This is a genomic window from Trujillonella humicola (assembly GCF_046233715.1).
Taxonomy (GTDB): Bacteria; Actinomycetota; Actinomycetes; order Mycobacteriales; family Geodermatophilaceae; genus Trujillonella; species Trujillonella humicola.
Map to the genome: position 1 here is coordinate 161,591 of NZ_JBJNRJ010000001.1, position 22,343 is coordinate 183,933.

General features: G+C 75.3%; 17 protein-coding genes, 1 tRNA gene and 1 pseudogene. 12 read left to right on the top strand and 7 right to left on the bottom strand.

The window, feature by feature from the left end; all coding sequences use genetic code 11:
• The first annotated feature begins 118 nt into the window (after window positions 1–118).
• Both ACK586_RS00825 and ACK586_RS00830 read left to right on the top strand, forming a co-directional pair.
• Window positions 119–2,440, top strand: a complete 2,322-nt coding sequence (locus tag ACK586_RS00825; protein WP_409328560.1) for a putative bifunctional diguanylate cyclase/phosphodiesterase — start codon at window positions 119–121, stop codon at window positions 2,438–2,440.
• Window positions 2,441–2,482: 42 nt separating this feature from the next.
• Window positions 2,483–2,555, top strand: a tRNA-Lys gene (locus ACK586_RS00830).
• Between the two features lie 79 nt (window positions 2,556–2,634).
• Here the strand turns inward: ACK586_RS00830 and ACK586_RS00835 are convergent.
• A complete protein-coding gene (locus tag ACK586_RS00835; protein ID WP_409328653.1) occupies window positions 2,635–3,420 on the bottom strand; it encodes a putative bifunctional diguanylate cyclase/phosphodiesterase in 786 nt (261 codons plus the stop codon).
• Between the two features lie 145 nt (window positions 3,421–3,565).
• A pseudogene (locus tag ACK586_RS00840) lies at window positions 3,566–4,423 on the bottom strand (sensor domain-containing diguanylate cyclase); the annotation flags it as partial.
• Between the two features lie 1,403 nt (window positions 4,424–5,826).
• Between ACK586_RS00840 and ACK586_RS00845 the strand changes: the two are divergent.
• Window positions 5,827–8,181: a lysylphosphatidylglycerol synthase domain-containing protein gene (locus ACK586_RS00845; protein WP_409328561.1), complete on the top strand. Its 2,355-nt coding sequence runs from the start codon at window positions 5,827–5,829 to the stop codon at window positions 8,179–8,181.
• Window positions 8,182–8,202: 21 nt separating this feature from the next.
• Here ACK586_RS00845 and ACK586_RS00850 read toward each other — a convergent pair whose 3' ends face one another.
• Genes ACK586_RS00850 through ACK586_RS00860 form a run of 3 tightly spaced genes read right to left on the bottom strand, consistent with a single transcriptional unit; the run spans window position 8,203 to window position 11,491 of the window.
• Window positions 8,203–10,578, bottom strand: coding sequence for an ATP-binding cassette domain-containing protein (locus ACK586_RS00850; RefSeq protein WP_409328562.1), 2,376 nt, complete (start codon window positions 10,576–10,578; stop codon window positions 8,203–8,205).
• Between the two features lie 30 nt (window positions 10,579–10,608).
• Window positions 10,609–11,022, bottom strand: a complete 414-nt coding sequence (locus tag ACK586_RS00855) for a VOC family protein (protein WP_409328563.1) — start codon at window positions 11,020–11,022, stop codon at window positions 10,609–10,611.
• A 10-nt stretch (window positions 11,023–11,032) separates the two neighbouring features.
• Window positions 11,033–11,491: a helix-turn-helix transcriptional regulator gene (locus ACK586_RS00860; protein WP_409328564.1), complete on the bottom strand. Its 459-nt coding sequence runs from the start codon at window positions 11,489–11,491 to the stop codon at window positions 11,033–11,035.
• Between the two features lie 205 nt (window positions 11,492–11,696).
• Here ACK586_RS00860 and ACK586_RS00865 point away from each other — a divergent pair, with 205 nt between their 5' ends.
• From ACK586_RS00865 to ACK586_RS00905, 9 genes are all read left to right on the top strand, one after another.
• Window positions 11,697–12,191, top strand: coding sequence for a DUF2975 domain-containing protein (locus tag ACK586_RS00865; RefSeq protein WP_409328565.1), 495 nt, complete (start codon window positions 11,697–11,699; stop codon window positions 12,189–12,191).
• A complete protein-coding gene (locus tag ACK586_RS00870) occupies window positions 12,191–12,436 on the top strand; it encodes a helix-turn-helix domain-containing protein (RefSeq protein ID WP_409328566.1) in 246 nt (81 codons plus the stop codon). The genes ACK586_RS00865 and ACK586_RS00870 overlap by 1 nt, the downstream gene beginning before the upstream one ends.
• Window positions 12,433–13,605, top strand: coding sequence for an FAD-dependent oxidoreductase (locus ACK586_RS00875; protein ID WP_409328567.1), 1,173 nt, complete (start codon window positions 12,433–12,435; stop codon window positions 13,603–13,605). The genes ACK586_RS00870 and ACK586_RS00875 overlap by 4 nt, the downstream gene beginning before the upstream one ends.
• A 211-nt stretch (window positions 13,606–13,816) precedes the next feature.
• Complete coding sequence (locus ACK586_RS00880) at window positions 13,817–14,077, top strand: hypothetical protein (RefSeq protein WP_409328568.1); 261 nt, start codon at window positions 13,817–13,819, stop codon at window positions 14,075–14,077.
• Complete coding sequence (locus tag ACK586_RS00885) at window positions 14,067–14,981, top strand: hypothetical protein (protein WP_409328569.1); 915 nt, start codon at window positions 14,067–14,069, stop codon at window positions 14,979–14,981. The genes ACK586_RS00880 and ACK586_RS00885 overlap by 11 nt, the downstream gene beginning before the upstream one ends.
• Before the next feature lie 190 nt (window positions 14,982–15,171).
• Window positions 15,172–15,786, top strand: coding sequence for a hypothetical protein (locus ACK586_RS00890; RefSeq protein WP_409328570.1), 615 nt, complete (start codon window positions 15,172–15,174; stop codon window positions 15,784–15,786).
• A 257-nt stretch (window positions 15,787–16,043) separates the two neighbouring features.
• A complete protein-coding gene (argG, locus tag ACK586_RS00895; RefSeq protein ID WP_409328654.1) occupies window positions 16,044–17,501 on the top strand; it encodes an argininosuccinate synthase in 1,458 nt (485 codons plus the stop codon).
• 11 nt (window positions 17,502–17,512) lie between these two features.
• Window positions 17,513–18,181 (top strand): enoyl-CoA hydratase/isomerase family protein, encoded by a 669-nt coding sequence (locus tag ACK586_RS00900; RefSeq protein ID WP_409328571.1) that lies wholly within the window; start codon window positions 17,513–17,515, stop codon window positions 18,179–18,181.
• Between the two features lie 120 nt (window positions 18,182–18,301).
• Entirely contained in the window at window positions 18,302–19,678 is a 1,377-nt protein-coding gene (locus ACK586_RS00905; RefSeq protein WP_409328572.1) for a neutral zinc metallopeptidase, read from the top strand.
• A gap of 21 nt (window positions 19,679–19,699) precedes the next feature.
• On the opposite strand, the gene phaZ is transcribed toward ACK586_RS00905, so the two are convergent.
• On the bottom strand, window positions 19,700–20,536 hold the full coding sequence (phaZ, locus tag ACK586_RS00910; RefSeq protein ID WP_409328573.1) for a poly(3-hydroxyalkanoate) depolymerase: 837 nt from the start codon (window positions 20,534–20,536) through the stop codon (window positions 19,700–19,702).
• A complete protein-coding gene (locus ACK586_RS00915; protein WP_409328574.1) occupies window positions 20,526–22,184 on the bottom strand; it encodes a PHA/PHB synthase family protein in 1,659 nt (552 codons plus the stop codon). Before ACK586_RS00915 ends, phaZ begins: the two co-directional genes overlap by 11 nt.
• Window positions 22,185–22,343: the final 159 nt, after the last annotated feature.

Below are 22,343 nucleotides of genomic sequence, written 5' to 3' on the forward strand. Positions count from 1 at the left end.
CGACGTCCTCTGAGCAGCGGCCCCGGTCTCACCCGATCGGGTCCACCCGGCTCCAGGGTCGGCGGCCCGGTGCCGATGGCGGGACCGGGCACCCAGCCCCCCGACCTCGAGGACGCCGATGAGCCGCAGCACCGTCGCGTCGTCACCGTGGCGGCGTGCCCGGGGCCTGCTGAGCCGGCCGGCGGACCCGGTCGAGCACACCCGGTGGGTGCTGTTCCACGTCGGGCTGGCCGCGCTGGTGCTGACCGCCCCGGGCGCCGTCGCCGGCGCCGGGCCGGCCCGGACCGCCGTGCTCGCCGCCGCCGGTCTCGTCCTGGCCGCCGTGTGGACGCGGCGCTACCTGCTGCGCTCGGCCGGGACCGTGCTGGACGTCGTCGACGTGGCCGCGGTGACCGGTTTCGCGCTCGCCTGCTCGCTGCCGGCCGCCGCCTACGGGATCGCGCTGCCGGCCGTGTGGTCGCGGGCCATGTACGGCCGGACCCGTCACGTCGTCGCGTACGGCGTCGCGCTGGGCGCGGGCCTGGCGGCCGCTGCGCTGGCCCGCAGCGCCGGGCTGGGGCCGGAGGCCCACCTCGACATCGTCATCGGCGCGCTGCCGCTCATCGGCCTCACCGCCGTGGCGGCGCGCCACCTCGCCCAGCAGATGCTCGAGCGGGAGCAGACCCGGAGCCGGGACGGGGTGCTCCGCGCGCTGGGCACCAGCCTGCTCGGGCTCACCGACCCCGGTGCCATCCGCGACACCGGCTGGCGGGCGGTCGAGGACGTCTGCCAGGTGACCCCGGGGCTGCGGGCGCTGGCCGTGGCCGTGGACGAGGAGCGCGGCCTCCTGCGGGTGGTGGAGACGGCCGGCGAGTTCCACCGCCGGCCGGCGACCCTGCCGCGGGAGCTCGCGCCGGCCGGGGACGCCTGCGGCGAGGTGGAGGAGATCGGGGAACCGGCGGCACTGGCGGAGGCCGCCGGCTTCGCCCGGGTCTGGCTGCGGATGCCGCTGCCGGCCTTCCCCGGCCACACGGCGCACTTCCCGGGCGCCTGGATGCTGCTGGGTGCGCCCGACGGCGTATCGGCCGAGGCCGTCACCGCCATGCAGTCGCTGCACAACAAGGTGGCGCTGGCGATGCGCAGCAGCCAGGCCCACCGGGACCTGGAGACGCAGGCGCTGACCGACGCCCTCACCGGCCTGGCCAACCGGACGGCGTTCACCGCCGCCCTCGACGACGCCGTCCGCTCCGGCAGCGACCGGGCCTGGTTGCTGTTCCTCGACCTCGACGACTTCAAGGTCGTCAACGACGGGCTCGGCCACGCCGCCGGAGACGAGCTGCTGCGGCACGTGTCGGCCCGCATGCTGCGGGCCCTCCGCGAGGTGGATCTGTGCGCCCGGCTCGGCGGCGACGAGTTCGCCGTCCTGCTGCGCGACGCCGGTGAGGGCGAGGCCCGGCGGGTGGCGCAGCGACTGGTCGAGCTGCTCTCCGCGCCGGTCCGGCTGGACGGCCGCTTCGCGCAGGTGGGCGCCAGCGTCGGGCTGGCCCGGCTGGATCCGGGGCTCACCGCCACGGCCGCGGTGCAGCGCGCCGACATCGCGATGTACGCGGCCAAGGCAGCCGGCAAGAACCGGGTGCACGGCTTCACCGAGGAGCTCCTGGACGTGCACGGCACGGCGGGGCTGGAGGCCGAGCTGCGGCAGGCCGTGCTCGACGAGCAGTTCGTCGTCCACTACCAGCCGATCGTCGCGACCTCCGGCGGTCGCTGCGTGGCGGTCGAGGCGCTCGTGCGCTGGGACCACCCGGTCCGGGGGCTGCTGGCGCCGGACCAGTTCCTGGCGGTGGCCGAGCGGACCGGGATCGTCGCGGCGATCGGCGAGCAGGTGATGCGCCGGGCCTGCGCTGACGCCGCCGGCTGGCAGGACGGCGGGCGGCCGGTCGCCGTGCACGTGAACGTGTCGCCGTCGCAGCTGGCGCATCCCCGCTTCGTGACCGTGGTCCGGGACTGCCTGGCCGGCCACGTGCTGGCCCCCAAGCAGCTGGTCGTGGAGATCACCGAGTCGACCGTCCTCGACGCCCCGGCCGTCCGGCGGACCCTCGACGTGCTCGCCGCGGTCGGGGTCGGCATCGCCGTCGACGACTTCGGCACCGGCTACTCGGCGCTGACCACGCTGCGCACGCTGCCGGTGGACATCGTGAAGATCGACAAGTCCTTCGTCGCGGGTGCGGCCACGGAGGTCGCCGACCAGGCGGTGCTCGAGGCGATCGCGCAGATGGCCGACCGGCTCGGGCTGCAGACCGTCGCCGAGGGCGTCGAGTGCCCGGCGCAGCAGGAGTTCGTGCAGCGCGCGGGCATCACCGCCGTCCAGGGCTATCTGCACCAGCGGCCCATCCCGGCGGCCGAGCTCGGCGCCTGGCTCGAGGGGCGCGGCGCCCGGCGGCTCTCGACCTCGCCGGCCTGACCGGCGGTAGCCTCGGGCCGGGCCGCGGCCACCGCACCCACCGGGCCTCTAGCTCAACTGGCAGAGCAGCGGACTTTTAATCCGCGGGTTGTGGGTTCGATCCCCACGGGGCCCACCCGCCGAGGGCCCGCCATCCGTGCGCCCATCGAGGTGCGGCGTCCGTCCGGCGGTCCGGTCATCGGACCGGCCCCGGGTCACGACGGCCCGGCCGCCGGAGCCCGCCGGGCCGCTTCGAGGATCGACTCCCGGACGGCGGCCGGGAGGGCCGGACGGCCGAACAGGTACCCCTGGCCGCGCTCGCAGCCCATGGCCCGCAGGGCGCGCAGCTGGCCCTCCGTCTCCACGCCCTCGGCCACGATCCGCAGCCCCAGCCCGTGCCCGAGCCCCACGATGCCGGCGACCATCGGCGATCGCGCGTCATCGGCGAGGCGTGCGGTGAACGACCTGTCGACCTTCATCTCGCTGACCGGCAACCGGTTCAGCTGGGCCAGCGACGAGTAGCCGGTCCCGAAGTCGTCGACCGAGATGCCGACGCCGAGGCCGTCGAGTTCCTCCAGGTGTCCGTGCCGGGTGGCCACGGCGGAGAGGACCTGGCTCTCGGTCACCTCCAGGATCAGCCGGGAGCACGGCAGGTCCGTCTCCCGGAGGATCCGCTCGACGGTGGCGGTGAAGCCGGGATCGGTGAGCTGGACGGCGGAGACGTTGACGGCGACCTCCAGGTGCAGCCCGTCCACCTGCCAGGCCGCCACGGTGCGGCACGCCTCGGCAAGGACGTGCACCCCCACCTCCCGGATGAGGCCGCTCGCCTCGGCCAGGGGGATGAAGACGTCCGGCGGCACGGCGCCGAGGACGGGGTGGTCCCACCGCGCGAGCGCCTCGACGGCGACGACCCGGCCGCTCGCCAGGTCGACCTGCGGTTGCAGGTGCACCCCGATCTCGCCGCGCCCGACGGCGCCGTGCAGATCCGTCTCGAGCCGCAGGCGCTCGCGCCCGGTCGTCCTGGTCCGGCAGTGCCAGGAGCTGGATCCTGCTCCGCTTCATGTCCTCCCGTGCCCGCTCGACCAGGTCCCGCGTCGACTGCTGCGCCACGCCGTCGTCCATGCCTGCCGCCGTCGCCTCGTCCACGGCGGTCCCGATCGAGAGCTGGACGAACACCTCCTGGTCCCCGACCGGCACCGGTGCCAGCAGGAACCGGCGGATCCGGTCGGCGACCTCTCCTGCACCGACCTCGGACGTGTCGGGCAGCAGGACGGCGAACTCGTCCCCGCGGAAGCGCGCCACGGAGTCCTGGCTGCGGACCGCCGACCGCAGCCGGCGGGCGACCACCTGGAGCACCTGGTCGCCCGCTCCGTGCCCGAGGCTGTCGTTGATGCGCCTGAGCCGGCTGATGTCGCAGAAGAGGACGGCGACGCGTCCGGTTCGCGACCTGGGCGCCCTCAGGGCGGCGCCGGCCCGGGTCTCGAGGACCGCACGGTTCGGCAGGCCGGTGAGGGGGTCGTGTGCGGCCCGGTGGCGGATCTCGTCCATCAAGTGCGTGTTGTCCAGCGCCACGCCGGCCAGACCGGAGAGTCCCCAGAGCCGCTCGGTGACGCCCTCGCCGAGCGCGGCCGGTGCCGTGCTGTGCGCCCAGTGGGCCAGGACGATGCCCACCAGCCGATCGTCGACCTTCACCGGTACCCCGGCCATCGCGGTCACCTCGAAGGCGCCGAGCACCTCGGCGGCCCACGGGGAGCTCGACCGGTCGACGAGCATCGGCGCTCCGACGGCGGCCATCTCCCGCAGCTCAGGGCTGTCGGCGGTGCTGGTGGTGTAGTCCGCCAGTTTCGGGGCCAGGTCCTGCGGCCAGCCGCTCATCCCGGCGATCCAGACGGACTGGGCCTCCGGTTCCCACAGGGCAACCGCGGACCGGTCGGCACCGCAGAGCGCCGGAACGGCATCGGCGACGATCTGGGCGATCTCCCGCGGCTCCCGGCGCCCGGCCATCGAGCGGGCGACCGCGAGCAGCAGGCGCGCTGTCTCCTCCTGCTCCCGGGCCTCTGCCAGTGACGCGGCCAGTTCGATGGCGGCCGCTGCATGGCGGGCGTAGGCGGTGAGCAGCTCGACGTCCCCGGGGAAGGTGTGCTGCCCGGGCCAGGCGACCACGGCGAGGACGCCGTAGTGCCGCGTCGCGGAGGTCACCGGCACGGCGAGCACGGACGTGCCGCCGACCTCCCGGCAGCCGACCTCCAGCCGGCCGTCCCCGAGCGCGGCCAGCACCGACGAGCCCAGGCCTCGCGAGCGCACGTGCCGTCGACCGTGCGGCAGGCGCACGTCGAGCACGTACCCCGGCGCGTGCACCGCCTGGTCCGCCCGCGAGGCGACGCGGTCGAGGGTGTCCTCGAGGGAGTCCCCGCTGAGGAGATCGGTCGCGGCTGCCTGCAGGTTGCGCAGCCGCTCCTCGGCATCGGCGGCCGGCGCTGCGACGGTGCTCCCCGGTGCGGAGCGGTGCCCGGTCCGCCGCCGCCAGCGGGGGCGCGCAGTCCGCTCCTCCCACGTGACCGTGTACTCGCACTGCGCCTCTCCGTCGACCTGGCAGGCCCGGTGGTCGACGACCGCAGGGGGCAGGCCGAACAGCACGGGGACCTCGCGCAGCAACCCGACGTTGTAGTCGCAGTCCACCCGGCTGGGAGCGTGCGGGGGGAGCACCCGCCACGTCAGTTGCGCCGTGCGCTCCGCAGCGGCCTCGCAGCGGAACACCGCGGAGGTGTCGAACCGGGGCGAGATCCGGGAGACCTGCCGCAGGACACCGGCGGGGGATCCGAAGGCGGTCAGCACGGTCCGCAGCGCCGTCACCGCAGGGTCCGAGATCGCGGCGGCGCCGAGCGCGAGCCCGATACGCGGGTCACCGAGCTCCTCGGCGGCCGCCGCGAACAGGCGCAGCTTCTCCGGATAGGACACCCGCCCCCGGACGCCCGTCAGCTGCGTTCGCCGGCCGGCCAGATCCGCGCGGTCGAGCACGCGCTCGACCGCGTGCTCGCCGCCGCGCTCGGCCACGACACGCAGCAGGAGCCGAGTGGTGACCGTGGAGGTCCCCGCCAGCGCCTTCGTCCCGTCCACGGTGCCTCCTGTCCTGTCCCTGCGGGCCGCGCTCACCGCCGACCTTCCCGGCAGATATCGGCCGATGTCGTCTCGGCTTGAGTGAAGGTCGAGCCGGCTCCCACCCGTCAGGGGCCACGGCGACCCGCCGCGCCCGGTGGTGCGGGAGGCGAGCGCCCGACCGCCCGGGACGGACGCCGGCGTGCGGGAGCGCCGGGCCCGCACGGCCGAGGGTGCGAGGGCTCTCGGTCGCGACCCTCCGGAGCCCCGGCCTGTGCGTGGCGCGCGGGCTGACCTGTGAGTATGGCCGGGTGGACGGCGCCGGTACGCGGGTGCCCTGGTCGGTCTGGCTGGGGCCGCGGGTCCGCCGTCCCTCCGATCTCGTCCGGCTCGGCGGGGCCCTCGCCGGCCTCGGCTTCCTGGTCTTCGGAGCGCTGCTGGCGCCCGACGTCGCCACGGACGTGGCCGACGCCGTCCCCGCGGCGACGGCCGGCCCGGTCCGGGTGCTGCTGTCCATCGCCTCCGTGGCGATCTCGCTGGGCACCCTCGGCGTCATCGTCGCCGTCCTCGTGGACGCCGGGCGGTCTCGCCGCCCCGCACTGCTCACCGCGGTGCTGGCCTGCCTCGCCGGGCTCGTGCTCGCCGCCCTCGCCGAGAGCCTCGGGGACGCGGCCGGGGGCGTCGTGGCGCACGCGCTGACCGGTCCGCGCGACGACGCGGCGCTCGTGCCGGTCACCGCGGCGACCGCCCTCCTCGTCGGCGCCGACCTGCAGCGCCGCCGACGCTGGCTCGCGCCGGCCCGGTACGCGGTGCTGGCTGCGGCCGCCACCTCGGTGGCCCTCGGGTCGGTGACCGTGCCGGGAGCGATCGGCGCCCTGCTGCTGGCCGCGGTGGTCGGCTGCGGTGCTCGGCTGGCCGTGGGGGTCGCCCCCGCCCGCCCCGCGGAGGACGCCGTGCGGTCGGCGCTGGCCCGCGCCGGCGTTCCGCTCGACGGTCTGCGGCTGGCCGAGCAGTCGACCGGCCGTGCCCGCTACGTGGGGACCGACGCCGAGGGCGAGGTCTGCGTGACCGTCGTCGACCCGGACGGCCGCGGGCCCTCCGTCGTCCGCCGGCTCGGCCGGATGGTGCGCTTCCGCGCCGCGGTCGTCGGCCGGCCGGCGCTCACCCAGCGCGGCCTGATCGAGCGGCAGGCGCTGAGCGCCTCACTGGCCGCCGCCGCCGGTGTCGCGGCGCCGGCGGTCCTGGCGGTGCTCTCGGTGGGCCCGGCGCTGATGCTCGTCGAGCGACCGCTGACGGGGCTCCCCCTGACCGGGGCCGAGGGCCCGGCGGGTGCTCCGGAGGGACTGGAGGCGGCGTTCCGGGCCCTGCGTCGCCTGCACGACAACGGCCTGGCGCACGGGGCGATCGGGCCCGACACGGTGGTCCTGACCGCCGAGGGGGAGGCAGGGTTCACCGACCTCGGCGCGGCGCAGCCCGCTGCCGGTGAGCTGCAGCGCGACCTCGACGTCGTGGCCCTGCTCGCCGTGGGGGCCCTGGTCGCCGGCGCCGCCGGATCGGTGGCGGCGCTGCGGTCGGAGTACAGCGGGGACCCGGCCATGCAGGCCCGGCTCGGCGCGCTCGTCCGGCCCCTGGCGCTCGCCCCGCCGCTGCGCCGCCCGGTGCGCCGCGCCGACGTCCTGGGCCCGCTGCGGGCGGAGCTCGCGGTCCCGGGCGGCCCGCCGGGTGCCGCGCCGCGGCTGGAGCGCTTCGCGATCCGCACGATCCTCACCGTGGCGGCCACGGTCGTGGCCGCCTTCCTGCTGGCCACGCAGCTGTCGCGGGTCAGCCTCCTCGACGAGCTGCGCGACGCCGATCCCTGGTGGTTCGGCGTGGCGCTGGTCGGCTCGGCGGTCACCTACCTCGGCGCGGCCCTGGTGCTGGTGGCCTTCACCCCGTCGGCGATCTCCCTCGCCCGCACGACGCTGGTGCAGGTGGCCGCGTCGTGGCTGACGCTCGTGACGCCGCCGACCGTGGGACACGTCGGGCTGAACGTCCGCTTCCTGCAGCGGTCCGGGATGCCGGTCCCCGCCGCAGCGGCGACCGTCGCGGTCAGCCAGGTGGCCACCGTCGTCGTCACGATCGCGCTGCTGCTGGTCGCCGGCTGGGTCAGCGGCGTGACGACGGCGCGGCTGTCGCTGCTGCCCAGCGGCCAGGTGCTGCTCGTGCTCGTCGGTGCCCTCCTGGCGGTGGCCGCGCTGCTCGCGGTGCCGCCCGTCCGGCGCCTGCTGCACAGCCGGCTCGAGCCCTTCGTCCGGCACTCGCTGCCCCAGCTGCTGACCGCGGCCACCGATCCGCGGCGGCTGGGCACCGCGCTGCTCGGCATCCTGGTGCTCAACGCCGGGTACGTGCTGGCGCTCGACGCCTCGCTGCGGGCCTTCGCCGGGTCGGTCTCGCTGCCCACCCTGGCCGGGGTGTACCTGGTCGCCTCCACGGTGGGCTCGGTGGCGCCCACCCCGGGGGGTCTCGGGGCGGTCGAGGCGGCGCTGGTCGGCGGCCTGACCGCGGTCGGCGTGCCGGTGGCGACGGCTCTGGCCGCCGTGCTGGCCTTCCGCACCGCCACGTTCTGGCTGCCCGCGCCGGTCGGGTGGGTCGCCTTCGTCCACCTGCAGCGCCGCCGGCACATCTGACCGGCCGCCTCACCGGCCGCCTCAGCGGCCGACGTAGGCCGCCAGGTGCTCGCCGGTCAGCGTGGAACGGGCGGCGACCAGGTCGGCCGGTGTCCCCTCGAAGACGACCCGGCCGCCGTCGTGGCCGGCGCCCGGACCCAGGTCGACGATCCAGTCCGCGTGCGCCATGACGGCCTGGTGGTGCTCGATGACGACGACCGACTTGCCGGCGTCGACCAGCCGGTCGAGCAGCGCGAGCAGGTTCTCCACGTCGGCCAGGTGGAGTCCGGTCGTGGGCTCGTCGAGGACGTAGACGTCACCCTTCTCCGCCATCTGTGCCGCGAGCTTGAGCCGCTGCCGCTCGCCGCCGGACAGCGTGGTGAGCGGCTGGCCGAGGGTGAGGTAGCCGAGGCCGACGTCGGCCAGCCGGCGCAGGATCGTGTGCGCGGCCGGGGTGCGGGCCTCGCCCGCGCCGAAGAACGCCTCGGCCTCGGTCACGGGCAGGGCCAGCACCTCGGCGATGTCCTTGCCGCCGAACCGGTACTCCAGGACCGCCGCCTGGAACCGCTTGCCCTCGCAGTCCTCGCACGGCGACTCGACGGTCGCCATCACGCCGAGCTCGGTGTAGATGACCCCGGCGCCGTTGCAGGTGGGGCAGGCCCCCTCGGAGTTGGAGCTGAACAGCGCCGGTTTCACGCCGTTGGCCTTGGCGAAGGCCTTGCGGATCGGCTCGAGCAGCCCGGTGTAGGTCGCCGGGTTGCTGCGCCGCGACCCCTTGATGGCGCCCTGGTCGACCACCACCACGCCCTCCCGGGGCGCGACCGAGCCGTGGATCAGCGAGCTCTTGCCCGACCCGGCGACGCCGGTGACCACCGTCAGCACCCCCAGCGGGATGTCCACGTCGACGTCGCGCAGGTTGTGCGTGCTCGCCCCCCGGACCTCCAGCGCCCCGGACGGCGTCCGCACCGCCGGCTTGAGCGACGCGCGGTCGTGCAGGTGCCGCCCGGTGAGCGTGCCGCTGGTCCCGAGCCCCTCGACGGTCCCCTCGAACACCACCTCGCCGCCCGCGGAGCCGGCCCGCGGGCCGAGGTCGACGACGTGGTCGGCGATCGCGATGGTCTCCGGCTTGTGCTCGACGACGAGCACCGTGTTGCCCTTGTCCCGCAACTGCAGGAGCAGGTCGTTCATCCGCTGGATGTCGTGCGGGTGCAGCCCGATCGTCGGCTCGTCGAAGACGTAGGTCACGTCGGTGAGCGACGAGCCGAGGTGCCGGATCATCTTCGTGCGCTGCGCCTCGCCGCCGGACAGCGTGCCGGCGGGCCGGTCGAGCGACAGGTAGCCGAGCCCGATCCCGGCAAACGAGTCCAGCAGGTGCTGCAGCCCGTCGAGCAGCGGCTTCACGCTCGGCGCCTCCAGCGCCCGGACCCACTCGGCGAGGTCGCTGATCTGCATCGCGCAGAGGTCGGCGATGTTCTTCCCCTCGATCCGCGACGACCGCGCCTCCGGGGTCAGCCGCGTGCCCTCGCACTCCGGGCACCGCTGGAAGGTGATCACCCGCTCCACGAAGGCGCGGATGTGCGGCTGCATCGCGTCGACGTCCTTGGACAGCATCGACTTCTGGATCTTCGGGATCACGCCCTCGTAGGTGAGGTTGATCCCCTCGACCTTGATCTTGGTGGGCTCCTTGTAGAGGAGGTCGTCGAGCTCCTTCTTCGTGAACTGCCCGACCGGCTTGTCCATGTCGAAGCCGAAGCCGCTGAAGATGCGGCCGTACCAGCCCTCCATGCTGTAGCCGGGCACCATCAGCGCGCCCTCGGCCAGCGACTTCGACGCGTCGTACAGCGCGGTCAGGTCGAAGTCGGAGACCGATCCCATGCCCTCGCACCGCGGGCACATCCCGCCCAGGTAGGTCACGTCGCGGACGACGTCCTTCTGGACGCGCCCGCCGGCCTTCTCGGTGCTCATGACGCCGCTGGCCTTCCGCGTCGGCACGTTGAACGAGAACGCCGTCGGCGGGCCGATCTGCGGCGTGCCGAGCCGGCTGAACAGGATCCGGAGCATCGCGTTGGCGTCGGTGGCGGTGCCGACCGTGGACCGCGGGTTGGCCCCCATCCGCTCCTGGTCGACGAGGATGGCCGTCGTCAGGCCCTCGAGCCGGTCGACCTCCGGCCGGGCCAACGTCGGCATGAAGCCCTGCACGAAGGCGCTGTAGGTCTCGTTGATCATCCGCTGCGACTCCGCGGCGATCGTGTCGAACACCAGCGAGCTCTTGCCCGAGCCCGAGACGCCGGTGAACACCGTCAGCCGGCGCTTGGGGATCTCGACGCTGACGTCCTTGAGGTTGTTGACCCGCGCCCCCAGCACGCGGATCAGGTCGTGGCCGTCGGCGGGGTGCCGCTGGTCGGAGCGGGTGCTCATTGGGGTCTCCGTTCCGCTGGTGAGGCGAGGTCAGGGCAGCTGCTGGATGCGGAGCATGTTCCCGGCGGGATCCCGGAACGCGCAGTCCCGTACACCGTACGGCTGGTCGACCGGTTCCTGCACCACCTCGGCGCCGCCGGCCGCGATCCGCTCGAACGCCGCGTCGAGGTCCTTCGTGGCGAGGATGAGGCTCGCGTAGGTGCCCTTGGCCATCATCTCGGCGATCGTGCGCCGCTCCTCCTCGGTCACGCCGGGGTTGGCGGCCGGCGGGTGCAGCACGACAGAGGTGCCCTCGCCGCCCGGCGGGCCGACGGTGATCCAGCGCATCGGGCCGGAGCCGACGTCGAGGCGGACCTCGAAGCCGACGGTGTCCCGGTAGAAGGCCAGCGAGGCCTCCGGGTCGTCGTGGGGGAGGAAGGTCTGGTGGACGGCGATGTCGGTCATGGCGGTCACGCTAGGGACGAGGGCGCTGCCGGGGCTTCTCGATTTCTGACCGGTCGCGGAGCCGGACCGGCCGGGTGACCTGCTTGGCCACGCACGGCGGCAGTCCGGCGGTCGTCTGCGCGAGCGCGCGGCGGTAGGCGCTCGGCGACATCCCGACCAGCTCGGTGAACCGGGTGCTGAACGTGCCCAGCGACGAGCAGCCCACGGCGAAGCACACCTCCGTGACGCTGAGGTCGCCGCGCTGCAGCAGGGCCATCGCCCGCTCGATGCGGCGGGTCATGACGTAGGAGTACGGCGACTCGCCGTAGGCGCGCCGGAACTCGCGGCTCAGGTGCCCGGCCGACATGTGCGCGCCGCGGGCGAGCGTCTCGACGTCCAGCGGCCGGGCGTACTCGCGGTCGATCCGGTCGCGGACGCGCCGCAGCCGCGCGAGGTCGCGCAGCCGCTGGTCGGCGGGCGTGCTCGTCACGGGCGCCGATCCTGCCGGGTCGGGACGGCGTCGTGCGCGGTCGGCCGCGCGCACGCGCGGGCATCGTCCTCCGCCGACGTGGCCACTTCGGCGGGGTTCCCCGCCGGGACGGCCACGTCGGACAGGCGGCATCACACCGCCAGGGGCTAGCGACAGTCGGCGTGTATCGATTGACAATCGATAGCAAGAGCGCGAGGGTCGATACATGTCCCGGATCCCCCGCGTGGTGCTGCCGTTGCGCGTCCTGCTCGTCGTGGTGTTCGCCGCGCTCGTGGCCGCGCAGGTCGCGGCGCTGCCCCGGATGCTCCCCGACATCGCCGACCCCTCGCCGGAGCAGTCGACGGTGCGGGCGGCCATGCTCGCCGCCTCGGTGCTCGGCCTGGTCTGCGTGCAGGTGGTCGTCGTGTGCACCTGGCGGCTGCTGACCCTCGTCGCCGACGACCGCATCTTCAGCGCGGATGCCCTGCCGTGGGTCGACGCGATCGTGCGGGCGGTCGCGGTCGGGGAGGCGATGCTCGCCGGGGCCCTCGTCTGCTCCTACTACTTCGTCGTCGACGAGGTCAGCGACGACCCGGCGCTGCCGCTGCTGCTGCTCGTGCTCCTGCTGATCGGGGCCGTGGTCGGGCTCCTCCTGGTCGTGATGCGCGCGCTGCTGCGGCACGCCACCGCGCTGCGCACCGACCTGGATGCGGTCATCTGATGCCGATCGTCGTCCGCATCGACGTGGAACTGGCCCGCCGGAAGATGAGCGTCGGCGAGTTCGCCGAGCGCGTCGGGCTCACCCCCGCCAACGTCGCCGTGCTGAAGAACGGCCGCGCCAAGGCGGTCCGCTTCAGCACGCTGGAGGCGATGTGCCGGGTGCTCGGCTGCCAGCCCGGCGACCTGCTCGAGTGGGTCCCCGACGAGCACGACGCCCCGCTGCCCGCGCACGAGCCTGCCCCGTGACCGGAGCGTGGTCGGCCGACGTGCTCGTCGTCGGTGCCGGGCTCGCTGGCCTGCACACGGCCACCCTGCTGGCCCGCTGCGGGCACGACGTACTGCTGGCCGAGCGCCGTCCCACCCTGACCGGCGCCGTCCGCACGACCGGGATCTTCGTGCGCCGGACCCTCGACGACTTCCCGCTGCCGGCGGAGCACCTCGGGCCGCCCATCCGGCGCGTCGTGCTGTACCCGCCCGATCGGCGGCGGTCGGTCGAGCTGGACAGCGAGCGCGACGAGTTCCGCGTCGGGGACATGGGCCCGCTCTACCTCGCCGCGGCCCGGGAGGCGGCCGGCGCGGGGGTGCGGATCGCGCTGGGGACCCGCTGCGGCGGGCGGGACGGCGGTGACTGGCTGCTCACCGGCCCCGGCGGGCCGGTGCGGGTCCGGGCACGGTTCGCCGTCGGCGCCGACGGCGCGCGGTCGCGGGTGGCCCGCGATCTCGGCCTGGACCGCAACCGGCACCTGCTCGTCGGTGCGGAGGAGGTCTTCCCGGTGGCCGGGTCCGCCGGGCCGCCCACCTTCCACTGCGTGCTCGACCCCGCCCTGGCGCCGGGCTACCTGGCCTGGGTGGTCGACGACGGCCGGCACGCCCACGTCGGCGTCGCCGGTCACGCCACCCGGTTCCCCGACGGTCTGCGGGCGGCCCTGGACGCGTTCCGCGCCTCCGCGCCGGGCCGGCCCGTCCCCGCCGTGCCCGGGGACGTCGAGCGGCGCGGCGGCCCCATCCCCGTCGGCGGGCTCCTGCGGCGGATCGCCTCGTCGGACGGCCTGCTCGTCGGGGACGCGGCGGGGGCGGTCTCCCCGCTCACGGCCGGCGGCCTCGACCCGTGCCTGCGCCTGTCCGCGCACGCCGCCGCCGTCCTCGACGAGGCGCTGCGCGCCGGCCGGACCGACCTGCCGGCCGCCTACGACGGCGCGGACCTGCGGGCGCGTTTCCGCGGGCGGCTGCTGCTGCGCCGCGGGCTCTCCGGCGTCCGGACGACGGCCGTGGCGTCGGCCGGCTTCGCCCTGCTGCGCACGCCGCCCGGGCGGGCCGCGGCGCGCCGGGTGCTGTTCGGGGACCGCTCCTTCCCCGACCCCTCGCCCGCCGTGCCGGCCGACATGCCGCGCCCGGGTGCGACCGCCCGGTCCTGACCGGCCCGCCACGCTCCTGACCTCGCCGTATGTCGACATGGCGGCGGATCGGGAGCGGGGTCACCGGCCCCGCTCGAGGCGTTCACAACGGTTGTGTTGCGGCGTCGCCCGGGTCGTGTCCGGCGGGCCGCCGGCGCGGGTCGCGGACCCCACTATTCGTGCTGTCAGCGGCTCTTCCCCGGCCGCGACGGACGCCTCGAGGAGCACCCGCGTGAACGCCCCCCATGCACTGGCCACCCGCCCGCCCTCCCGGTCCGGGACGGACGAGCAGACCGGGCTGACGGCGCTGCTGGACATGTTCTCGGCGGAGGAGGTGCCGGCCGGTACCCCCTCGCCGGGGCAGCGCCCGCGTCCGACCCTGCGGGCCTCCGCGCCCCGCCTGGGTGCCCGCCTGCTCGCCTGGACCCGCGCGTCGTCGCAGCGCGCGGCCGCGTGGGGCGCCGGCCCGCAAGGAGCCTGGCGTGCCTGGTGAGGAGCTGCTCCTGCTCTGGCCGGCGGTGACCCTGCTCGGCTTCCTGCTGCTGGCGGCCCTCGTGGTGGCGCTGGGGCGCGGTTCGACCGCGCGGTACGAGTTCGAGCGCAACGCGGTGCAGGCCCGGACCGCGGCGGTACCGGCCGCCGCCGCCCCCGTGGCGCGCTCGGTGGAGGCCGCTCCCGGCCCGCGGCCGGTGGACGGCGGGCTCGACAGCAGCCCGGACGGCGGGTCGGACGGCGCCGGGGCGCCGGCGCGGGCCGCGCAGGCGACGGCGGTCGGGGTCGCCACCCACCCGGCGGGCCGGCGGATCGGCGAGCCCGGGTCCGCCCCGGCCTGGTGGCTGGTCGACGCGGACGTCGACGAGCCCGGCGACCACGCCGTCGCCGGGCCCTTCCCCGACCGCGTCGAGGCCGACTGGGCGCTGCTGGCCCTCGGACTGGCCGAGTCCACCCGCGTTATCTACGGCTCCCAGCGGGCCGACGGCACCGTCGTCCGCCGGCAGCTGCCCACCGAGCGGGCCTGGCTGGCCGACCTGGGGAACCAGCTCGACCGCCTCGGCGACGACTGGGACGAGCTGGTCTCCGACGACGACGCGCTCACCACGCTCGTGGTCGAGATCGCCGCCGCGCTGGTCGAGGCGGGGCTGCCGCTGCACGACTGCGCCGGGCACGGCGCCGCCGGCGGGGTCTGCCTGAGCCCCGGTCCCGCGCTGGCCGGGGTGCTGGTCACCTGGCACCAGCACGACCGGATGAGCGTCGACCAGGTGCGCGGCGCGGCGATGGAGGCCGCCGTCCAGCGGACTCTGAGCGCCGCCGTCGCGGAGGTGCTGCGCGCCACGGGCTTCGAGGTGGAGCCCTTCGGGTCCAGCGGCTGCTGGATGGTCACGCCCGGTCCGCGGTGAGCGGGCCGCGACTCCCCGTGGCCGCCGCGCGAGATCCGCGCGACGCGCCGGGAGCCCGCCCGGCGGGAGCGCGGTCCGGCGGCGGTCCGGCTCCTACGTTTCGAACGGCCCACGGCCCGGCTCGCCGGCGACGTGCGGCACCGGCGCTCTCCCCGGCGCCGGCCCCAGCTCTGGAGTGGTGGTGCACAGCGTGAGTCGACTGCCTGTCAGCGGGATCGCCCTCGGCGGCGCGACGGCCCTGGGCTGGTGGCTCACCGAGGTCGAGGACGACGGGCGGGGCCCGGTCGTCGCGGGTCCCTTCCCCACCCGTGCCGAGGCCGGTTGGGCGGCCGCGGAGCACGCGCCCGGGTCGGTCGAGGCGGTCTACGGCGTGCGCCGCCCCGACGGCCGGGTCAAGCGCCGCCCCTCACCGCAGGAGTGGGCGTGGCTGGCCTACCTGGGGGAGCAGCTGCAGCGCCTGCCGGCCGAGTGGGAGGAGGTCGTCGACGACGAGGACCCGCTGACCACGCTCGCCGTCGAGGTGACCGCCGCGCTGGCCGAGGCCGGCCTGCCCCTGCACGACGCCGCGGGCGACGACGGCGCGCTCGGCGGCGCCTGCCTGGGCTGCCAGCCCGACCTCGACGGGATCGTCGTCACCTGGCGCCAGCACGAGCGGATGAGCGTGGACCAGGTGCACGGTGCCGCCGCCGACGCCGCGGTCGCGCAGGTGATGAACCGGGCGCTGGCCGACGTCCTGTCCGTCCGCGGGTTCGCCGTCGAGCCCTTCGGCGGCGGCAGCGGGCACGTCGTCCGCCGCGCCGGCTGAGCCCGGGGGCGGAGCCGGGCGGCCAGGGCGCCCGGCCGCCCCGGAGCATTGGCCCTCCTCCGGCCAGTCGGACGCCCGGGCCGCCCCGGAGCATTGGCCCTCCTCCGGCCAGTCGGACGCCCGGAGCGGCCGCCTCCGGGCCAACGCCCGGCCGGGCCGTCGTCCGCGCCGCCTGACTGCCGCCGTCCCCCGCCGTAGTGGCGCCTTCGGGGGGTGGGTCGGGGGCGGCTGTGGATGGTCATGGATGAGTGTGCAAAATCAGGAGGCAGTCCCAGGTCCTCAGTTCCCTGCCCGTCGGCGAGCGCGTCGGGATCGCCTTCTCCGGAGGGCTGGACACGTCGGTGGCCGTCGCGTGGATGCGCGACAAGGGCGCGGTGCCCTGCACCTACACCGCCGACATCGGCCAGTACGACGAGCCGGACATCGCCTCCGTGCCCGGGCGCGCCGAGGCCTACGGCGCGGAGGTCGCCCGGCTGGTCGACGGCCGGGCCGCCCTGGTCGAGGAGGGGCTCGCCGCGCTCACCTGCGGTGCCTTCCACATCCGCTCCGGCGGGCGGGCGTACTTCAACACCACGCCGCTGGGCCGCGCGGTCACCGGCACGCTGCTGGTGCGGGCGATGCTCGAGGACGACGTCCAGATCTGGGGCGACGGCTCGACGTTCAAGGGTAACGACATCGAGCGCTTCTACCGGTACGGCCTGCTGGCCAACCCGGGGCTGCGGGTCTACAAGCCGTGGCTGGACGCCGCCTTCGTCAGCGAGCTGGGCGGGCGCACCGAGATGTCGGAGTGGCTCGTCGCCCACGGGCTGCCCTACCGGGACAGCACGGAGAAGGCGTACTCCACCGACGCCAACATCTGGGGCGCCACGCACGAGGCCAAGCGGCTGGAGCACCTGGACACCGGCCTGGAGATCGTCGAGCCGATCATGGGCGTCCGGTTCTGGGACCCCTCGGTGGAGATCCCCACCGAGGACGTGACCATCGGCTTCGCGCAGGGCCGCCCGGTCACCATCAACGGCAAGGAGTTCGACTCCGCCGTCGCGCTCGTGCTCGAGGCCAACGCGATCGGCGGCCGGCACGGGCTGGGCATGTCCGACCAGATCGAGAACCGCATCATCGAGGCCAAGAGCCGCGGCATCTACGAGGCCCCGGGCATGGCGCTGCTGCACGTCGCCTACGAGCGGCTGGTCAACGCCATCCACAACGAGGACACCCTCGCCAGCTACCACTCCGAGGGCCGGCGGCTGGGCCGGCTGCTCTACGAGGGCCGCTGGCTGGACCCCCAGGCGCTCATGCTGCGGGAGTCGCTGCAGCGGTGGGTCGGCATGGCCGTCACCGGCGAGGTCACGCTGCGCCTGCGGCGGGGCGAGGACTACTCGGTCCTGGACACCGCCGGCCCGGCCTTCAGCTACCACCCCGACAAGCTCTCCATGGAGCGCACCGTCGACTCCGCCTTCGGCCCGACCGACCGGATCGGGCAGCTGACCATGCGCAACCTCGACATCGCCGACTCCCGTGCCAAGCTCGAGCAGTACGCCGGCCTGGGCATGGTCGGCACCGCGCAGCCGGCCCTGGTCGGCGCCGCGCAGGCCGCCTCCACCGGGCTGATCGGTGCCCTGACCGAGGGTGGCGCCGAGGCGATCGCCTCGCGCGGCGAGGTCTCCCCCGACGAGGAGCTGCTGGACCGCGCCGCCATGGAGGCGGGCACCGACTAGCGTCCCGGGGCGTGCCCACACTCACGCGGGAGGACGACGTCCTCGTCCTCGACCTCGGCGACGACGAGAACCGCTTCACCCCCGACTGGCTGACCGGGGCCGAGCGGGCGCTCGACGAGGTCGAGGCGGCCGAGGGGGCGCGGGCCCTGGTCACCACGGGCAGCGGCCGGTTCTACTCCAACGGGCTGGACCTGGACTGGCTGCTCGCCCACCCCGCGGAGGGGCAGGGGTACGCCGCGCGCATCGAGGTGCTGCTGGCCCGCGTGCTCGCCGCGCCGCTGTACACGGTCGCCGCGCTGCCCGGGCACGCCTTCGGCGGCGGCGCCATGCTGGCCCTGGCGCACGACAGCCGGGTGATGCGCGCCGACCGAGGCTTCTGGTGCCTGCCGGAGGCCGCGCTCGGGCTGCCCTTCCAGCCGGGGATGGCCGCGCTCATCCAGGCCCGGCTGACCCCGCAGGTCGCGCACGAGGCCATGGTCACCGGACGCCGCTACGGCGGCACCGAGGCCCGGGACGCCGGGATCGTCGACGACGCCGTGGCGGAGGAGGCGGGCCGCTCGACCGGGGTCGAGCGGGCCGCCTCCCGGACCGGGCTCGCCGGCCCCGGGCTCGCCGGGATCAAGACGACGATGTACGGCCCGGTGCTGGCCGCGCTGCGGCAGGGGAGCGCGACCGCCTGACGCCGAGCCCGCGGTGCGCTGCGGGGGGCGGTGTGTTGACGGCGGGGCGGCCCGACGGGCAGCTTCTCCCCGGCGAGCCGGACCCCGCCGGGCGTCCGCGGAGGAACAGGTGGCCCGACCGTGCACGTGCGTCCGACGATCCTCGTCGCGGCGGTGGCCGCCACCGTCGTCCTGACCTCCTGCACCACCCAGGTGGGCGGGGTGGCCACGCCGGCCGGCGGGCTGCGGATGGACGCGACCGACGCCGATCTCGTCGTGGGCCTGGCCGAGGACGGCGACGGGACCGACCGGATCGCGCGCAACGCGCTGGCCGACGTCCTCGACTACTGGACGGCGACCTTCCCCGAGGTCTACGGGGAGGAGTTCGGCGAGGTCGAGGGCGGCTTCTGGTCGATCGACCCGGACGAGACCGACGAGGACGACCTGCCCGACAGCCCCTGCTTCGACTCGCTCGACGAGCTGGAGGGCAACGCCTTCTACTGCTACGGCGACGACCGGATCTTCTACGACCGGGCCTGGATGGCGGGCCTGGCCGAGGAGTACGGGCCGTTCGTCATCGCCGAGATCATGGCGCACGAGATGGGGCACGCCGTCCAGGGGCACGCCGACCTGGACGACCCGTCGATCGTCGCCGAGACCCAGGCCGAGTGCTTCGCCGGCGCGTGGACGCAGTGGGTCGTGCAGGGCAACTCGCGGCACTTCGTCGTCCGTCCGTCCGAGCTGGACCGGTACCTGCTCGGCTACCTGTACTTCGGCGACCCGCCCGGCAGCGACCCCGACGACCCGAGCGCGCACGGCTCCCTGTTCGACCAGCTGTCGGCCTTCCAGGAGGGCTACGCCGACGGGCCGCAGGCCTGCGCCGCCTTCGACGAGGACCGGGTCTACACGCTCGAGCCCTTCGAGCCGGCGGAGGACGGCACCGGCGGCAACCTCTCCTACGAGGAGTCGGTGGCCTCGGCCGAGGAGGTGCTCGACGCGTTCTGGACGCAGGCGGCCACGACCGGCTTCGCCGACGCCCCGCCGCTGGCCGCGACCATCACCCCGCCCGACGTCAGGGCGGGGGAGCAGAGCGGGTCGGTCTGCACCGGCGAGGGCCCGGAGCTCGACCTGCAGTACTGCCCCGGCGACGGCACGGTCCGGTACGACGCCGCGGGGCTGCTGGAACCCGCGTACGCCGAGATCGGCGACTACGCGGTGGACGCGCTGCTCGCCGTCCCCTACGCGCTGGCGGTCCGGGCCCAGCTCGGCCTGCCCACGGAGGGGCCGGAGGCGCTGGCCGGTGCCGTCTGCACCGCCGGGTGGGTGGCGCGCGAGCTGTTCCAGGAGGACGTCGACGGGGCGCCGGTCGAGATCTCGCCCGGCGACGTCGACGAGGCCGCCGTGGTCCTGCTGCGCTACGGCGAGCAGGAGTCGGTCCTGCCGGGCTCGGACACCAGCGGGTTCGAGCTGGTCGACTCCTTCCGGCAGGGCTTCGTCGGTGGCACCTGCGGCCTGTAGTCCCCGGTCCTCCGTGCCGGGTCAGCGGTCGAGGAACTCCTCGACGACGGGCGCCAGGACGTCGGCCTCGGTGATCAGCGCCAGGTGGCCGCCCCGGTAGACGTGCACCCGCGCGTCGGGGAGGAGCCGGCCCATGATCCGGGCGTTGGCCAGCGGCACGATCGGGTCGTCGTCACCGGCCACGACCAGCGTGGGCTGCCGGATGAGCCGCAGGAACGGCAGGCTGCTCCACCCGGTGGAGGAGGCGAGCTGGTAGTAGTAGCCGCGCCGCGGGCCGAGCCGCGTGGCGGCGTGCAGCACCCGCGCCGCCCGGTCGGGGTCCGAGCGCACGGTCCCGCCGTACAGGTCGCCGGCGACGGACCGGGCGTAGTCCGGGTCCCGGTGCCGGCGCGGGGTGAGCATCCGGCGCAGCACGCGGGGGGAGCCGGGCACCATCAGGGTGCCGGTCCCGGTGGCGGCGAGGACCAGCCGGCGGCACCGCCTCCGGTGCTGCACGGCGAAGTGCTGCGCCAGCCCGCCGCCCCACGACAACCCGAGGACGTCGACCGGCCGGTCGTACCCCAGCCGCGACAGCACGCCGGCCACCACGGGCGTGAGCGTGCCGAGCACGTAGGGGACGACGGGCCGCGGGGACCCGCCCACCCCGGGGACGTCGAAGCGGATCACCGTCCGTCGCGGCTGCAGCGCGTCGACGAAGGGCTGCAGCACCTCCAGGCTCGCGCCGATGCCGTTCATGAGCAGCAGCGGGGGCGTCTCGTCGTCCGTCCCGGGGCGGACCGACACCCGCAGGCTGCGACCGGCGGCCCCCACGGTGCGCAGGGTCTCCCCGGCGGCGGGGCGGGCGCGGTCAGGTCTCATGCACGTAGCTCCCCGGAGCGTCCTCGAGCGGCGGGTGGGCGGCCGACCCGAGCCTCTCAGGGGCGGGCACGTCGGCGCCGCTGCGCTCGCCGAGCCACGCCATGAAGTCCGGCCACCACGAGCCCTTCACCTTCTCCGCCGAGGCCAGCCAGCGCTCCGGGTCGGCCGGGGTCTGCTCGGCCACCTGGAACGTGGACCTCGGGTTGGTCGGCGGGTTCACCAGGGAGGCGATGTGCCCGTTGGTGGAGAGGACGAAACGGCTGCGCCCGCCGAGCAGCTGCGTCGTCCGGTAGCAGGCCTGCCAGGGGCACAGGTGGTCGGCGATCCCGGCCGTGACGTAGGTGTCGACGTCCACCGCGGACAGGTCGACCGGGGTGCCGAGCATGGACGTCGCGCCCGCCTCCGTCAGGGCGTTGTGCACCGCGATCCCGATGAAGTCGCGGTGCAGCCCCGCGGTCATCCGCGTGGTGTCGGCGTTCCAGTACAGGATGTCGAAGGCCGGCGGAGGCTTGCCCTGCAGGTAGTTGTTGACCCAGTAGTTCCACACCAGGTCGTTGGGCCGCAGCCAGGCGAAGACCTCGGCGAGCATCGCGCCGTCGAGGTAGCCCTTCTCCCGCGACTTCGCCACCGCCTGCTGCACGGCCTCGGGGTCCATGAGCGCGGACACGGTGCCGGCCCGTTCCCAGTCCAGGACGGTGACGGCGAAGCTGGCCGCGGCGACCCGGTCCAGGCCGGTTGTGGCGGCCAGCTGCGCCAGCACCATCGCGGTGATGATCCCGCCCGAGCAGAACGCCTGCAGCGCCACCCGGTCGCTGCCGGTGACCTCCTCGGCGGCGGCCATCGCGTCGAGCACCGCCTGCCCGTAGTCGTCGATGCCCCAGTCGGCGTGCTCGGCGGTCGGGTTGCGCCACGAGATCATGAAGACCTGCTGGCCGGCGCCCACGTAGTGCTCGACGATGCTGCGGCCCGGCGCGAGGTCGGTGATGTAGTACTTGTTGATCGTCGGCGGCACGATCACCAGCGGCACGGCGCGCACCCGCTCGGTCGTCGGCCGGTACTGGATGAGCTCGAACACCGGCGTCCGGAGGACGACGGACCCCGGGGTGACCGCGAGGTCCTCGCCGACGGTGAAGGCGTCCGGCTCCACCATCGACGGCACCCGCGGCGGCGAGGTGAGGTCGGTGACCAGCCTCCGCAGCCCCTCGACGGCGTTGCGGCCACCGGTGTCGACGACCGCCTTCCACATGAGCGGGTTGAGCGGTGGCACGTTGCTGGGGGCCAGCGCGTCGACCAGGTTGGTCAGCGAGAAGCGGATGCGCTCGTCGTCCTGCCAGTCGAGGTCGGCGTCGTCCACCAGGCCGACCGCGGCGCGGGCGGTGGCGATGTGCGCCTGCATCGCCCGGTGCAGCAGGGGATTGCCCGTCCAGGCCGGGTCGGCGAAGCGCTTGTCCTTGGGCGAGGCCTCGATGTCGCTGCGGCCGACGGCGATCCGGGCGAGGTCCTGGGCGAGCGTCCCGGCCCGGCGGGCGACCACCTCGGGGCGGCGGGCGAGGGAGGCGGCGAAGCGGACCGCCGTCCGGGCCGGGGGGACCAGCCGGCGCAGCGGTCCCCGCGCGCCGTCGACGAGCACCATGTCCAGGCCGGTCATCGCCTCGGCAGCCGCCTCCGGGGCCTGGTCCGGGCCGGTGCCGGCGCGCTCGCGCGTGGCCGCGGGAGCGGTGGCCGGTCCACCGCGGGGGTGTCGGTGTTCTGCGCGGTCGTGGTCATGCCGGCCTCCTCGGGGTGCTCGGCGGCAGCTGTGACCCGC